Source organism: Paenibacillus camerounensis (assembly GCF_000723885.1).
GTDB classification, from domain to species: domain Bacteria; phylum Bacillota; class Bacilli; order Paenibacillales; family Paenibacillaceae; genus Paenibacillus_AQ; species Paenibacillus_AQ camerounensis.
Genome location: NZ_CCDG010000053.1, coordinates 42,070 through 55,738 on the forward strand (window position 1 = coordinate 42,070; position 13,669 = coordinate 55,738).

Genomic DNA, 13,669 nt, shown 5'->3' on the forward strand with positions numbered 1-13,669 from the left:
TTCATGAATGGGGATGGAGAGAATCCGGTGCCTGGACGCAAGCTGCCGGGAATGAAACCGGAAAATTACAAAAAGATCGGATTATGGGGAGCCGCTGCCGCGGTATTGATTTATCTGGGCTCAACCTCCTTTTATACCGTGCAGGAGCAGGAACGTGCAGCTATCCTGACTTTTGGGAAATATACGAATGAGTCCTCAGCAGGACTGCATTTCAAATGGCCTTATCCGGTACAGGAAGTAATTACAGTGCCTGCGGAGCTGACCCAGAGGATACATATCGGGTACCGTCAGGAGGCTGAGGGTGCGGTAGCCGTTGAAGATGAAGCGATGATGATTACAGGCGATGAGAATATCGTCTCAGCCGATGCGGTCGTTCAATGGAAAATCAGCAATATCCGTGATTATCTGTATAACATTGATGATCCGGAACAATTCCTGCGTAACTCAGCCAGCTCATCCATCAGAGCAGTTATCGGTTCTGAGAAGCTGGATTATGCGATTACCGACGGTAAGACGGTTATTCAGGATAAAGTCCGTGAGCTGCTCATCGACCTGCAGAAAAAATATAACACCGGTATTCAGATCATTGATATCAAGTTCCAGGATATTGAGCCGCCGAGCGGTCAGGTAGAGGAAGCCTTCCGTGAGGTAACCAATGCCCGCGAAGAGAAGAACACGAAGATCAACAATGCCAAGAAATATGAGAACGATATCATTCCGAAAGCACGCGGTGAAGCGCAGGCGCTGCTTGAGAGAGCCGAAGGAGAGAAGAAATCGCGTATTCTTAATGCGCAGGGGGATGTAGCCCAGTTTAATGCGATTTTTGCCGAATACAGCAACAACCAGAGTGTAACCGAAAGCCGGCTGATTCTGGAGACGCTGGAGACCATTTTGCCTAGCGCCAAGATCTTCATAACCAACTCGAATAGTGATACTGTGAATTATTTGCCGCTGAATGAGCTGATGCGCAATACTTCTGTCAGCCCGTCTGCTTCAGCCGCACCGCAAGGAGGAACAGCAGAATGAAAAAAAACCAGATCATCACACTGATATCAGCTGTAATACTAGTCATACTGCTTGCCGGCTCTATGTATGTAGTGAAGGAAGGCGAATATAAGGTGGTTCTCCGTTTCGGTGAAGCGATGCGTGCCGTTGAGGAGCCCGGCCTGAAGCTGAAAATCCCTTTTATCGAGAATGTCTCAGCACTTCCTAAATATCAGATGACGTACGAAAGCTCGCCAACGAGCATTTTGACCAAGGATCAGAAGCCGATTGTGGTTGATAACTATACCGTATGGAGAATTACCAACGCCTCACAGTTCCTGAGAACCGTACAATCTGTAGGCGGCGGAATTCAGCGTATTGACGAAGCAGTCTATAACTCGGTGCGCCGGAAGCTGTCTGAGGTCAACTACGAGAATATTATCAGTGAAGACACCGGACGGGGCAATATTAACGATGAGATCACCAAAGACGTCATCTCCGCCCTTACCCGTGATAATTACGGGATTGAAGTCATTGATGTACGGATTAAACGCACAGATCTGCCTGAAGAGAACAAGCAGAGTGTATACAACCGGATGATTTCGGACCGCCAATCCATTGCTGCACGCTATCTGTCTGAAGGTGACGAGGAAAGTAAGAAAATAACCTCCAAGGCCGACCGTACCTCTACCGAGCTGATTGCCCAGGCCGAAGCGGACTCCAAGAAAATTATCGCTGAAGGCGAAGGGGAAGCTGCCAGAATCTATAATCAGGCTTACGGCAAGTCTCCTGAATTCTACAGCTTCTACCGTACCCTGCAGAGTTATGTGACCACACTGCAGAATGAGCCGGTAATCATGATCCCGATTGATTCGCCATATGCCAAAATACTGCTTGGGCAGTAGCATTTCCCTAATAAACGTTTCATAGAAGCAAAGCAGCGGTTCTCCTTTACAAGAGGGCCGCTGTTTTTTCGAAATATAAGAATGTATATGTGTTACGCTATCCATAATCCTTATCTTTCTTGCAGGAACGGTTACCGCCATCTCTGAAGGACGGCATAGCCGTTTCTACTTGTTAAAGGCAGTTCCGTAAAGCAACAAATGTCGATGTGAAAGCAACGTTAGACTATAGTTATCAGGTGCCTGATATGTTTAAATACACTAAGATTCTATATTTGAGTTACATGAGAGGGTGCACAATAATAATGAATAATCAACAGCTTGGCTTAAAGCCGCCACTGGGCTGGAACTCCTGGAACACCTTCACCTGGGACATTAATGAGCAGCTGATCCGGGAGGCCGCGGATACCTTTGTTGCAGAGGGATACAAGGATGCCGGATATGAGTACATTGTGATTGATGACTGCTGGAGTCTGAAGGAGAGGGATGCAGAGGGCAATCTAGTCGCCGATCCCGAGAAATTCCCGAGTGGAATGAAGGCGCTTGCCGATTATATTCATTCCAAGGGGCTGAAATTCGGGATGTACTCCTGTGTAGGCACACATACCTGCGCGGGGTATCCGGGCAGCTTTGAGCATGAATTCCAGGATGCGGCATTACTGGCAGAGTGGGGCGTAGACTTTCTGAAATATGATTATTGCTTTAAGCCCAGACATATTTCAGGAGAGCTGCTGTACAAGCGTATGAGCCTGGCGCTAAAAACCTGCGGCAGGGACATCCTGTTCTCGGCATGCAACTGGGGTGAGGATAACGTATATCACTGGATTCGCGAATCAGGAGCGCATATGTACCGGTCTACAGAGGATATTCAGGACAGCTGGGAATCGGTTAAAAAGCTGACGTTGTCGCAGCTGGATAAAGCGCGCTATACGGGGTCATTTTGTCATAATGATCTGGATATGCTGGTCGTTGGCATGTACGGAGGCAGCAACAGCAGCTTCATCGGTAATCAGATCGGCGGCTGCAGCGATGCGGAGTACAAGACCCATTTTTCGTTATGGAGCATGATGGGGTCTCCGCTCATGATTGGCAGTGACATCCGGACCGCTAATCAGGTAACCAAGGATATTCTTTTGAACAGGGATCTGCTTGCCATTAATCAGGATGTGGAGGGGCGCGGTGCCTACCGCATTAAGCCGGAACCGCAGTGGTTCCATACAGATGATGTCTTTATGCTGGTAAAAGTGTTAACAGACGGAGACCTCGCTATCGGATTTTTCAATCTGAGTGACGGTCAAAGGGAGATCTCGCTGCAATTCTGGGATGTCGGACTCCCGTATGCTTCGGGCAAATCGTTGTCCTTATACGACTGCTGGGAGCACAAAGAGATCGGCGTATTCAAAGAAAGATATGCTCCCGTAGTTGCTGCTCACGATTGTCTGATTGTGCGTGCGAAACTGGTGTGACGGGCAGCATGAGTGTACACAGGACATGCCGGACCTGCGGGGTTCCCTTAATGACCGATGATGTGGCAATATACCTGAAGCTTGTTACACGGAATGCTAAAGACTTCCTGTGTATAGACTGTCTGGGCGAACAGCTGAAATGCGGACGGGAGCCCATTGAGCAGCTGATACAATATTTCCGGAAATCCGGGAACTGTGTGCTGTTTCGCTAAGGGCTGCGATGGGCCTGCCTGTACTTAGACGGCGTATGCGAAGTTGCTTTTTTGAATACCTTTGAGAAATATAACGGGTCCTGGTAGCCGACGGAATAAGCCAGCGACTTGACGGATAATTCAGAATGTACAAGTAAATCACAGGCACGCTGAATTCTGATGGCTGTCAGATAGCCGGATATAGAGATGCCGTTCACTTGCTTGAACAGCCGGAACAAATAGCTGCGTTCAATCTTAACATAATCCACGACATCAAGAACGGATAAGGAGGATCTCCAGTAGTTGCTTTCAATATAATCTCTGGCTGACAAGGCATAGTCTTGTTTCAGGACAGCCCGGGAGCTGGGATAGTATTCCATGTAATAGGATAAAAGCAGCTGTAATCCTGCATCCGCACGTTCCCGTTCAAACGGTGCTGTTCCGGCAGTTTTTACCATTTGAAACATTGGCTGAAAGTCCTGCGGAGAGGCCTCCAGGACCGGATGGTCAGGAGTAATGCTGATCATCGGCAGCAGGCGGGAGGCCTCCGGCCCGCTAAACTCAATCCAGTAATACGCCCACGGGTCCAGGGGATCAGGATAATAATACACCTCCATGTGCGGAAAAATAATAAAGCTTTCACCCGTCTGCACCGGAAAAGTAGTCTGACCGGTTTTTAAAAAGCCCTGGCCGCTGACAATGTAGTGAAGGGCATACACATCACGGACACCAGGCCCCCATTTATGTAAGTTTGCAGGCTTATAACCGTTTCCTTTACTCATTGAGCCCTCGGTGAAGCTGTAATACATAGCATCCATAGTCAGCACCCGTATCCTGTTGAGTTTTCGGTTCACTTCCGCCTTGATCAGCCGCATTTAATTCTTTGCGGGACCACCTGTTCAAAAAGAAGCTGCGCATCGTTGCGCAGCTTCTTTTACAGCTTGGTCTATTACATATCCAGCTCAGTAAAAGCGTAAGGCAGTAATTCCTTCAGCTTCAATTCAAGGATATCCCGTTTGTTATTAGTCAAATATACAGGCATATCAGGCGAACAGAATTCTGCCATTACCTGTCTGCAGATGCTGCAAGGAGGCAAGTAATTCTCCGTATCCCCTGCAATGGCAATTGCCTGGAAATCACCTTTGGTATAGCCGTTAGTAACAGCCGTGAAAATAGCGGTCCGTTCTGCGCAATTTGTTGCCCCAAACGATACATTTTCTACATTAACTCCGTTGATGACAGTACCGTCTTTCAGCAATAATGCGGCACCGACCGGAAATTTGGAGTAAGGCATATAAGCGGATTTTTTAACGCTGCGAGCGCTTTCCATCAGTTGCTCTTTATTCATACAAACCATCCTTTTCAATAAGAATGAACCTGTATAATCAGGTTCCCTTATCGCCGGCAGACAGCCGGCAGGACTTCTAATATTATAGACTGAAGATATTATTGTCAATGCGGAATTGAAAAAGGAAAAGTGCAAAAGCTGCAAGAAAGTCTGATTGCCGGAATTACACCGGATGGATTAAGCTGGACGAAAAAGATGGGGGCTTTACTTATGAAATTCGGTTATTCGTTCACACCGGCAGCTGACTGCTGCTATGACAGGGAACAAGGCTACGGTTATGCAGCAGCAGCGGGAGGCTCGAACAATGAAGATTTGAGGGATTCGTGGCCCGGTGATTATTTTGCAGAAGGCGTGCCGACGCTCCTGATGGATGTGCCTAACGGCAATTATAGGGTGACGCTGCAGATCGGCTCGGCGGACAGGCCTGCCGTTACGACAGTAAGAGAAGGGCTTGGCCGGATAAAGCTGCTTGATCTGAAGACAGAGGCTGGCGAGCTTATGACCAGAACATTCGCTGTCCATGTTGATGACGGTCAGTTAAAGCTGGCCTTTGGCGGAGCCGCGCCTGCTGTACAGCATGTGAGGGCAGAGCGGGCAGCTGATATTCCTACCCTGTATCTTGCCGGTGATTCTACAGTGACGGATCAGCCGTCCGGCCAATTCCCTTATTCAGGCTGGGGCCAGATGATCGGGCTGTATCTGAATGAAGGGATAGCGGTAGCCAATCATGCGCGTTCCGGGAAAAGCGCCAAGACCTTTATCCAAGAGAGCCGGCTGCTGCGGATTGCTAAAAAAATAGGTAAAGGCGACTTCCTGCTCCTTCAATTTGCCCATAACGATGAGAAGGAAAAGGAGGAGGGCGAAGGACCGTTCACCACCTACCAGCGATACTTGAAGGAACATGTTGAGCTCGCCCGCACCGCCGGGGCATATCCTGTGCTTGTAGCGCCCATGCACCGCCGGTTCTTCGAACCGGACGGCTCTATCCGCAATACCCATGGCGATTATATTGAAGCGATGCGGCAGCTTGCTGTACGTGAAGCCGTGCCGTTTGCAGATCTGGCAGCGCTAAGTAAAACGTACTTTGAGGAGCTTGGAGAAGAACGGACCAAGGACATATTCCTGTGGGCAGAACCGGGCCAATATCCTAATCTTCCGGAGGGGGCTCAGGATAATACTCACTTCTCGGAGACGGGTGCTATCCAGATTGCCAGGCTGGTGGCAGAAGCGATTCTTCAGAGCGGGGAGCTGAGGCTGAGCCGTCATGTTCTGTGAACATAGATACCCTTTGAAGTTGGGGATATGCGGTGCGTTATCCGCATTCAATGGTCACACCGGCCTGCCGGTACTGCTCAGCAAGCTCCTGTGAAAGTCCCTTGTCTGTCAGGAGTACATCCACCTGGTTCAGCGAGGCAACGGTACGCAGGGCGATCTGGCCGAATTTGTGATGATCGGCGGCGGCGAATACCTTACGGGCGGTCTGCACCAGGGCTTGCTTGTAATCCAGTGAATCGCCGGTATAGACCGTAAGGCCGTGTGTCAGATGTATGGCAGTAGCGGAGAGAAAGGCTTTTTGAATATTCAGCTGCTGCACATAAGCTACAGCCTCCGGCCCGGCCAGTACATTGCGGACCCGGTAGCCCCCGGGCACTACGAGGCGGATCTGATCCTTGTGAACCAGCTCGCTGATAATATAGACATCATTAGTGATGACCGTAAGCGGCATATTGTCCAGCCGCCGGGCAATCTCCAGTGTTGTGCTGCCTCCGTCCAGGGCGATAATATCGTCCTGGGCGATGTGGGCCAGCGCCAGCAGGGCAATTTCCCTTTTCTCTGCGGCGTGCTTATCCAGCGGCTGCCTGGAGGCCAGGATGCCGAACTGATCCGTTTGCGCCAGCACTGCTCCCCCGTGAACGCGCTGAACCAGACCCTGCTCCTCCAGCCTGCTTAGATCCTCGCGGATTGTTTTTCCCGTTACCTGCAGTTTATCGCTAAGCTCATTGACCGTTACATTTTTCCGGTTCAAGAGCACTTCCATAATCATTTCATGGCGCCGAACAAGATTCATACGTCTGCCTCAACCTTCCGTGTGTGGTTACTCTATTCTATAATTCTATATTCACTATTCTATATAAGCCCGCTCTATTAATAAAGAGTAGTGTGCTGCACTTAAATCAAGTGGATAGCTGATAGATGTTTGTTTTCGTTTATTAATCTTCAAAAAAGTTCATTTATGAATTATAATGTTCATTATAGTTTATTTCCAAACCTACTATGTCTGGAGTGCTGAACAGTGATTAGAAAAGCTAGTGTTATGCGCGTTTACCCGGAGCATTATGAAGAGTATAAGCGCCGCCATGATGAGCTGTGGCCGGAGATGGCTGAAGAGCTGAGAAACCACGGCTCCCGCAACTATTCCATTTTCCTCGACGAGGAGACAGGCAATCTGTTTGCTTACGTGGAGATTGAGGATGAGGCCAAGTGGGATCAGATGTCAGAGACTGAGATCTGCCGGAAATGGTGGGTCTACATGGAGCCGCTGATGGAGACTAATCCGGACAATAGCCCGGTATCGAAGAGCCTGAAGGAAGTATTTTACCTGAAATAGCCTTCTGAACTGGATGCCTATGACGCGGGGACAGGCCTCGGGCATACAGATAACTAGAGCAGCGCAAAGTCATCCACCTCGCTTCGAGGCCTTCCTTCCAGGGCGTAAAGTTCATGCCGCCGTACCCGCGGGTGGCTGGCACGAGAATAAGTTTACTGTATTTACCCGGTAGCCATTAGGCTGCCGGGTTTTTTCTTGTAAATTGACGCCTTGTTAAAATCAATGCTGAGTCAAGTGTGCGGCGGGCGAAGAGGGATTGCCATTGATTCCGGCACATGGTGCGGAAATGGCGAAATGAAAGGCAGAAATGCCCTTGATTCCGGCACATGGTGCGGAAATGGCGAAATGAAGGGCAGAAATGCCCTTGATTCCGGCGCATGGTGCGGAAATGGCGAAATGAAGGGCAAAAATGCCCTTGATTCCGGCGTATGGTGCGGAAATGGCGAAATGAAGGGCAAAAATGCCCTTGATTCCGGCACATGGTGCGGAAATGGCGAAATGAAGGGCAAAAATGCCCTTGATTCCGGCGTATGGTGCGGAAATGGCGAAATGAAGGGCAGAAATGCCCTTGATTCCGGCACATGGTGCGGAAATGGCGAAATGAAGGGCAGAAATGCCCTTGATTCCGGCGCAGGCGCTCGTTACTCCCAGCCTAGTGGAAGGAGTCTTTTAAGTCCGCCAAAATGCAGCCCGCATGAACGTCATGCCGTTCTAATGAGCCCGAAAAAAGGGGAAGCTATAACAGAAAACACGCCAATACGATTTGAAATTTAGTACAGTATAACTTTGCTGCAAATTTGAAGGGTCTCGATAAATTTCAACCTTCCTCACTTTTTCTCTACTGCCGGCCGTGGGCTGCTCTGATAATATGAGGTCAGAAAGAACGAACCACCACTAAGCGAAACAAACTAAACATACTCATCTTTGAGGGGGATTTATCATGAACAAAGGTTTACTCTCAGGCAGAAGCGCACTTTTGGCCGGGGCACTTGCAGCAACGGCTGTACTAAGCGCATGCGGCAGTAATAACAGCAGCAATACAGCATCCGAAGGAAATAATACGCCGGCAGCAGGCGGGGAACAGGTAACACTGCGCGTCTTCTCTAACCTTCCGGACCGTAAATCGGGACAAGGCCTGGCAGAGCAGATGGTCATTGACAATTACACGAAAGAGAATCCGAATGTCAAAATCGAGCTGGAAACACTGGCCGAGGAGCCGTTCAAAAACAAGCTGAAGGCCTACATGGCCTCCAATGAGCCGATTGACGTCACGATGGTGCACGGCGGCGCCGAGCTCAACACACTGGTACAAGCCGGTTATGTAAAAGAGCTCGATCCTGCGGAATATGAAGGCGAAGCATTCAGCTTCCTGCCGGGTGTATACACCTCCTTCACGTTCAACGATAAGCTGTACGGCCTCCCGCGCAACAGTGACTATGAAGTGATCTACTATAACAAGCGGCTGTTCGAAGAGAATAACATTAAAGTACCTACTACCTACGCTGAGCTGATCGAAGCAGGCAAGCAGTTCCGGGAAAAGGGCATCGAGCCGATGTCGATCAACGGTAAGGACCTGTGGAGCTTCGGCGCATTCTTCCAGGATCTCGTGATCCGGGTTGGCGGAGACCAGAACCTGATGCTGGATGCCGTAGCCAAGAAAAAGGATTTCACCACAGACGAAACCTTTAAGAAAGCGGCTGAGCTGCTGGGCGAGGCCAGAGACAGCGGACTGTTCCAGGCATCGTACATGACCTCTGACTACGGCGCATCCCAGAACCTGTTCACTCAGGAGCGGGCAGCTATGTGGTACATGGGCTCATGGGAAGCAGGGATGGCGACTAACGAAAATCTTCCGCAGACCTTCCGTGATAATGTAGCGGTGCTTAAGTTCCCGGTAGTGGAAGGCGGTAAAGGCAAAAATACGGATCTGCTGGCGTGGAACGGCGGCGGCTACTCCCTGGTGAACAGCTCGAAGCATCCGGAGGAAGCCAAGAAATTCTTCGATTATCTGATGAACGCAGGTCAATGGGCCAAAACGGTATGGGATATCGGTGCTGCGGTTCCTGCACAGACGTATCAGCTGAACGGTAATGAAAGCAGCCTTCAGAAGGAACTGACAGAAGTGCTGACCGGTGCGACTACTACAGCTGGTTCGCTGGGTCTTGATTACGGAACACCGAAATTCAAGGATGATTCCCAGAATGCTTTCGGCAAATTCTTCGCCGGCGGCTCAACGGCGGAGCAGCTGCTGAGCGATCTGCAGTCTGCGGCGGCTTCCCAGTAAGACAACCCTTTTACAATTATAAAGATAACGGTACGAACAAGGGCGGGGAACTTAAGTGAACTCCCTGCCCTTTGTCCGTCCGGAGGATGGAGGAAACGCCCATGCATAAAGTGCTTAACAACAAGCTTGCCATCTTTCTGTTTGTTTTTCCCGGCATTTTACTATTCGCATTAACCTTTCTGGCTCCGATTGTTCTGAGCGGTTACTACTCATTCCGTGATACACTCGCACCCGGCACGAATTCGACGTTTGTCGGACTTGGCAATTATACCGAGCTGCTGTTCCATGACAGCCGGTTCTGGCTTTCCTTACGTAATGCGGTTCTGCTGGGCTTGGGCTTTATTATCATCCAGCACCCGATCGCCATTTTCTTCGCCATCATGCTGGACCGGATCGGCGGCAAAGCCGAGAAGTGGTTCCGGACCATTTTCTTCATTCCCAGTGTCATCTCCGTCGTGGTTATTTCAAAAATGTGGCTCTCGCTGCTTGATCCGACCTTCGGCGTATTGAATAAACTGCTCGATTCTGTAGGACTTGGTGCACTAAAACATGCCTGGCTGGGCGACAGCAGCACTGCGCTGGTCTCCATGCTGGTCATCCTGATCTGGGCCGGCTTCGGCTGGGGCCTTCTGTTCTACTATGCGGGAGTCAAGGGCATCCCGGAAGACCTGTATGAAGCGGCATCGCTTGATGGCGCCTCCGGCTTCAAACTGCATCTGCGCATCACCGTTCCGCTGCTTATGCCGGTCATTACAGTTCAGATAACACTGGCAATGATTACTGCACTGAAGCAGATGGAGATGGTGTTCCTGACAACCAACGGCGGTCCCGGCGACTCTACCCAGTTCCTCGCTGTCTATCTGTATAACAAAGCTTTTTCGGCCAGCCAGTACGGCTATGCCAATGCCATATCCATCCTGTTCATTGCCGTGTGTCTGCTGTTCACTTACCTGAGCAACAAGCTGACCCGCAGCGATGCTACCGAATACTAAGGGGGAAGCACCATGAAGAAAAATACAAAAATCATGCTCTGGCTGTTCTTCCTGATCATCGCCGCAGTTCAGCTGTTCCCGTTCATCTGGCTGGTGAACTTCTCGTTTACAAGCAGCAGCGAGTTCTATTCCTCCAGCATACTGAAATGGCCGGATGCTCCGCAGTGGCAGAACTATATTAACGCGTGGGTGGACGGCAAGTTTGCCCGGTATTTCTTCAACAGCTTTTTCGTAACGGCGGTCACGATTGTGTTGACGGTTGTATTATCTCTTACGCTGGGCTATGCGTTCACACGGATGCAGTGGAAGCTGCGCTCCCTGTTCTTTACGGTGATCCTGCTCGGGATTATGATTCCGATCCATGCGACGCTGCTGCCTAACTTTGCTATTTTTAAATCGCTGGGCTTAACGGATTCCTATCTTGGACTGATTCTTCCTTATACTGCAGTATCTGTACCGCTCGGGACTTTTATGCTGACAGGCTTTCTGCGCTCCATTCCTAAGGCGATGGAAGAATCGGCAGTAATCGACGGCGCCAACATTTACCGGATCGTGTTCGGCATTATTGCGCCGCTGACGGCTCCGGCACTGGTGACCATTGTGGTAACGACCTTCCTGAACTGCTGGAATGAATTTATTATGGCTTCCACCTTCCTGAGCAAGGATTCGCTCAAAACGCTGCCGTTCTCGGTCATGAACTTCACAGGCCAGTATTCCTCGGATTACGGTTCACAGTTTGCGGTTATGGTGCTGACTTCGGTACCGGCGATCATTATTTACGCCATCTTTAACGAGCAGATTACCAAAGGGGTTACTGCAGGCGCGGTGAAAGGCTAAGGAGACGTTACTTTAGGTCAAAAGGAGAATGAAGCAATGGATAAGCTGCTATACGGTGTTGCCTATTACGATGAATACATGCCTCATGAGAGGCTTGCTGAAGATATCCGCATGATGAAGGAAGCGGGCATCAATACCGTCCGGATTGCCGAATCTACCTGGAGCACGCATGAGCCGCACAACGGGGTGTTCGACTTCACATCCGTGGACCGCGTACTTGACGCCATGCATGAGGCCGGTATACATGTCATTGTCGGAACGCCGACCTATGCCATTCCTGCCTGGATGGTCAAGGAGCACCCGGATGTGCTGGCGGTCACTTCGGCGGGACGCGGGAAATACGGAGCACGGCAGATTATGGACATCACCCATCCGGTCTACCTGTTCTATGCCGAGCGGATCATCCGCAAGCTGCTGGAGCGGGTCCATAGACATCCGGCAGTCATCGGTTACCAGACCGATAATGAAACCAAGCATTACGAGACAGCAGGGGATAATGTCCAGCTGAAGTTCGTGAAATATATGCGAAATACCTACGGAACACTGGAAAAGATTAACCATCAGTTCGGGCTCGATTACTGGAGTAACCGGATCGACAGCTGGGAAGACTTCCCTTCTATTGTGGGTACGATCAATGGCAGCCTGGGTGCAGAATTTGCCCGTTTCCAGCGCGGGCTTGTGAATGAGTTTCTGGCCTGGCAGGTAGCGGTTGTCAATGAATACAAGCAGCCGGGTCAATTCGTAACCCAGAATTTTGACTATGAGTGGAGAGGGCATTCCTTCGGCGTTCAGCCTTCGGTGGATCATTTTGCAGCGGCTGAGCCGTTCGATATTGCCGGAGTGGATATTTATCATCCGTCGCAGTCCGAGCTGACCGGGGCGGAGATTGCTTTTGGCGGAGACATTTCACGTTCTGTGAAGCGGAGCAATTACTTGGTGCTGGAGACACAGGCACAGGCTTTTCCCCAGTGGACGCCTTACCCTGGACAGCTCCGGCTGCTGGCTTTCAGTCATATCGGCTCTGGTGCGAACATGGTGGCGTACTGGCACTGGCACTCGATCCACAATTCCTTTGAAACGTATTGGAAAGGGCTATTAAGCCATGATTTCCTGCCTAATCCGGTGTATAAGGAAGCCTGTACGATAGGAGAAGATTTCGCGCGGCTCAGCCCGCAGCTGACCGGACTGGTGAAGAAGAACAAAATCGCCTTCATGATCAGCAATGAGGCGCTGTCGGCAATGGAATGGTTCAAGCTGCCGGACGGCAAGAACTACAATGATGTGGTGCGCTGGCTGTATGATTCGTTCTATCGTGTGAATGCGGAATGTGACTTCATCCAGCCTTCCAGCCCGTATCTACATGAATATGATCTGGTGGTTGTGCCGGCCCTGTACGCCGTTTCGGATGAGGCGCTGCTGGCGCTTAATGAGTATGTGAAGGGCGGCGGACATGTCCTGTATTCCTTCAAAAGCGGCTTTGCCGACGAGCAGGTCAAGGTACGGACTGTGCAGCAGCCGGGTATCCTCAGCGAAGCCTGCGGGATCGGGTACAGCATGTTCGTAACGCCGGATACAGAGACCGGCCTTACTGGGGGCTTGTTCCCGGAAGGCGGCGCCGGTACAGTCAACAGCTGGATGGAGCTGCTGGTTCCGGGAACCGCTGAAGTGCTGGCTTCTTATGAACATCCGGAATGGGGCAATTATGCGGCTGCTACGCGTAACCGCTTCGGTGAAGGGACGGCAACTTATGTCGGCTGTATGATGGACGGCGCCGATCTGGCAGTAATCGTACGCGATACATTGCAGACAGCCGGATTGTGGGCAGATCAGCAGGCGTATGCCTTCCCGCTAATTGTCAAATCCGGAACGACCCGTGAAGGAGCTCCAGTGAGATTCTATTATAACTACTCCGGCAAGCAGGTTTCAGGAGTGAGTCCTGTCAAGGGAGGAACCGAACTGCTCTCCGGCAGCGCGGTGTCTGCAGACGGTGAGCTTCAGCTTGCTCCTTGGGGTGTGCAGATTATTTTGGAGCAGGAATAGCGGATAGAGAGGAGGAG

General features: G+C 50.6%; 13 protein-coding genes. 10 read left to right on the plus strand and 3 right to left on the minus strand.

Features of this window, described 5'->3' with window-relative positions:
- The first annotated feature begins 3 nt into the window (after positions 1 to 3).
- The 3 genes from hflK (at position 4) to BN3772_RS19605 (ending at position 3,352) form a co-directional block, all read left to right on the plus strand.
- Entirely contained in the window at positions 4 to 1,026 is a 1,023-nt protein-coding gene (gene hflK / locus BN3772_RS19595) for an FtsH protease activity modulator HflK (protein ID WP_086074672.1), read from the plus strand.
- On the plus strand, positions 1,023 to 1,889 hold the full coding sequence (gene hflC, locus BN3772_RS19600; protein WP_042201589.1) for a protease modulator HflC: 867 nt from the start codon (positions 1,023 to 1,025) through the stop codon (positions 1,887 to 1,889). Before hflK ends, hflC begins: the two co-directional genes overlap by 4 nt.
- Positions 1,890 to 2,191: 302 nt before the next feature.
- On the plus strand, positions 2,192 to 3,352 hold the full coding sequence (locus BN3772_RS19605; protein WP_042201592.1) for a glycoside hydrolase family 27 protein: 1,161 nt from the start codon (positions 2,192 to 2,194) through the stop codon (positions 3,350 to 3,352).
- 208 nt (positions 3,353 to 3,560) lie between these two features.
- Here the strand turns inward: BN3772_RS19605 and BN3772_RS19615 are convergent, their stop codons facing one another.
- Positions 3,561 to 4,397, minus strand: coding sequence for an AraC family transcriptional regulator (locus tag BN3772_RS19615; protein ID WP_244444794.1), 837 nt, complete (start codon positions 4,395 to 4,397; stop codon positions 3,561 to 3,563).
- Positions 4,398 to 4,492: 95 nt separating this feature from the next.
- Positions 4,493 to 4,891, minus strand: a complete 399-nt coding sequence (locus tag BN3772_RS19620) for a cytidine deaminase (protein WP_042201596.1) — start codon at positions 4,889 to 4,891, stop codon at positions 4,493 to 4,495.
- 210 nt (positions 4,892 to 5,101) lie between these two features.
- Between BN3772_RS19620 and BN3772_RS19625 the strand changes: the two genes are divergently transcribed.
- Positions 5,102 to 6,166, plus strand: a complete 1,065-nt coding sequence (locus BN3772_RS19625) for a rhamnogalacturonan acetylesterase (RefSeq protein ID WP_052380601.1) — start codon at positions 5,102 to 5,104, stop codon at positions 6,164 to 6,166.
- A 37-nt stretch (positions 6,167 to 6,203) separates the two neighbouring features.
- Here the strand turns inward: BN3772_RS19625 and BN3772_RS19630 are convergent, their stop codons facing one another.
- On the minus strand, positions 6,204 to 6,959 hold the full coding sequence (locus tag BN3772_RS19630) for a DeoR/GlpR family DNA-binding transcription regulator (protein ID WP_042201598.1): 756 nt from the start codon (positions 6,957 to 6,959) through the stop codon (positions 6,204 to 6,206).
- 225 nt (positions 6,960 to 7,184) lie between these two features.
- Here BN3772_RS19630 and rhaM point away from each other — a divergent pair, with 225 nt between their 5' ends.
- From rhaM to BN3772_RS19660, 6 genes are all read left to right on the plus strand, one after another.
- Positions 7,185 to 7,499, plus strand: a complete 315-nt coding sequence (gene rhaM / locus BN3772_RS19635) for an L-rhamnose mutarotase (protein ID WP_042201600.1) — start codon at positions 7,185 to 7,187, stop codon at positions 7,497 to 7,499.
- A gap of 294 nt (positions 7,500 to 7,793) precedes the next feature.
- Entirely contained in the window at positions 7,794 to 8,273 is a 480-nt protein-coding gene (locus BN3772_RS19640; RefSeq protein ID WP_042201601.1) for a hypothetical protein, read from the plus strand.
- Between the two features lie 166 nt (positions 8,274 to 8,439).
- Positions 8,440 to 9,783 (plus strand): ABC transporter substrate-binding protein, encoded by a 1,344-nt coding sequence (locus BN3772_RS19645; RefSeq protein WP_052380602.1) that lies wholly within the window; start codon positions 8,440 to 8,442, stop codon positions 9,781 to 9,783.
- Positions 9,784 to 9,884: 101 nt separating this feature from the next.
- Positions 9,885 to 10,775, plus strand: coding sequence for a carbohydrate ABC transporter permease (locus BN3772_RS19650; RefSeq protein ID WP_042175550.1), 891 nt, complete (start codon positions 9,885 to 9,887; stop codon positions 10,773 to 10,775).
- Positions 10,776 to 10,787: 12 nt separating this feature from the next.
- Positions 10,788 to 11,612 (plus strand): carbohydrate ABC transporter permease, encoded by an 825-nt coding sequence (locus BN3772_RS19655; RefSeq protein WP_039872287.1) that lies wholly within the window; start codon positions 10,788 to 10,790, stop codon positions 11,610 to 11,612.
- 36 nt (positions 11,613 to 11,648) lie between these two features.
- Positions 11,649 to 13,652: a beta-galactosidase gene (locus BN3772_RS19660; RefSeq protein ID WP_042201603.1), complete on the plus strand. Its 2,004-nt coding sequence runs from the start codon at positions 11,649 to 11,651 to the stop codon at positions 13,650 to 13,652.
- Positions 13,653 to 13,669 lie beyond the last annotated feature (17 nt).

Bases quoted from the DNA above. Each gene is read 5' to 3' on its own strand.
- hflK (WP_086074672.1), top strand. From the start codon at position 4: ATGAATGGGGATGGAGAGAATCCGGTGCCTGGACGCAAGCTGCCGGGA.
- hflC (WP_042201589.1), top strand. From the start codon at position 1,023: ATGAAAAAAAACCAGATCATCACACTGATATCAGCTGTAATACTAGTC.
- BN3772_RS19605 (WP_042201592.1), top strand. From the start codon at position 2,192: ATGAATAATCAACAGCTTGGCTTAAAGCCGCCACTGGGCTGGAACTCC.
- BN3772_RS19620 (WP_042201596.1), bottom strand. From the start codon at position 4,891: ATGAATAAAGAGCAACTGATGGAAAGCGCTCGCAGCGTTAAAAAATCC.
- BN3772_RS19625 (WP_052380601.1), top strand. From the start codon at position 5,102: ATGAAATTCGGTTATTCGTTCACACCGGCAGCTGACTGCTGCTATGAC.
- BN3772_RS19630 (WP_042201598.1), bottom strand. From the start codon at position 6,959: ATGAATCTTGTTCGGCGCCATGAAATGATTATGGAAGTGCTCTTGAAC.
- BN3772_RS19640 (WP_042201601.1), top strand. From the start codon at position 7,794: ATGAAAGGCAGAAATGCCCTTGATTCCGGCACATGGTGCGGAAATGGC.
- BN3772_RS19645 (WP_052380602.1), top strand. From the start codon at position 8,440: ATGAACAAAGGTTTACTCTCAGGCAGAAGCGCACTTTTGGCCGGGGCA.
- BN3772_RS19650 (WP_042175550.1), top strand. From the start codon at position 9,885: ATGCATAAAGTGCTTAACAACAAGCTTGCCATCTTTCTGTTTGTTTTT.
- BN3772_RS19655 (WP_039872287.1), top strand. From the start codon at position 10,788: ATGAAGAAAAATACAAAAATCATGCTCTGGCTGTTCTTCCTGATCATC.
- BN3772_RS19660 (WP_042201603.1), top strand. From the start codon at position 11,649: ATGGATAAGCTGCTATACGGTGTTGCCTATTACGATGAATACATGCCT.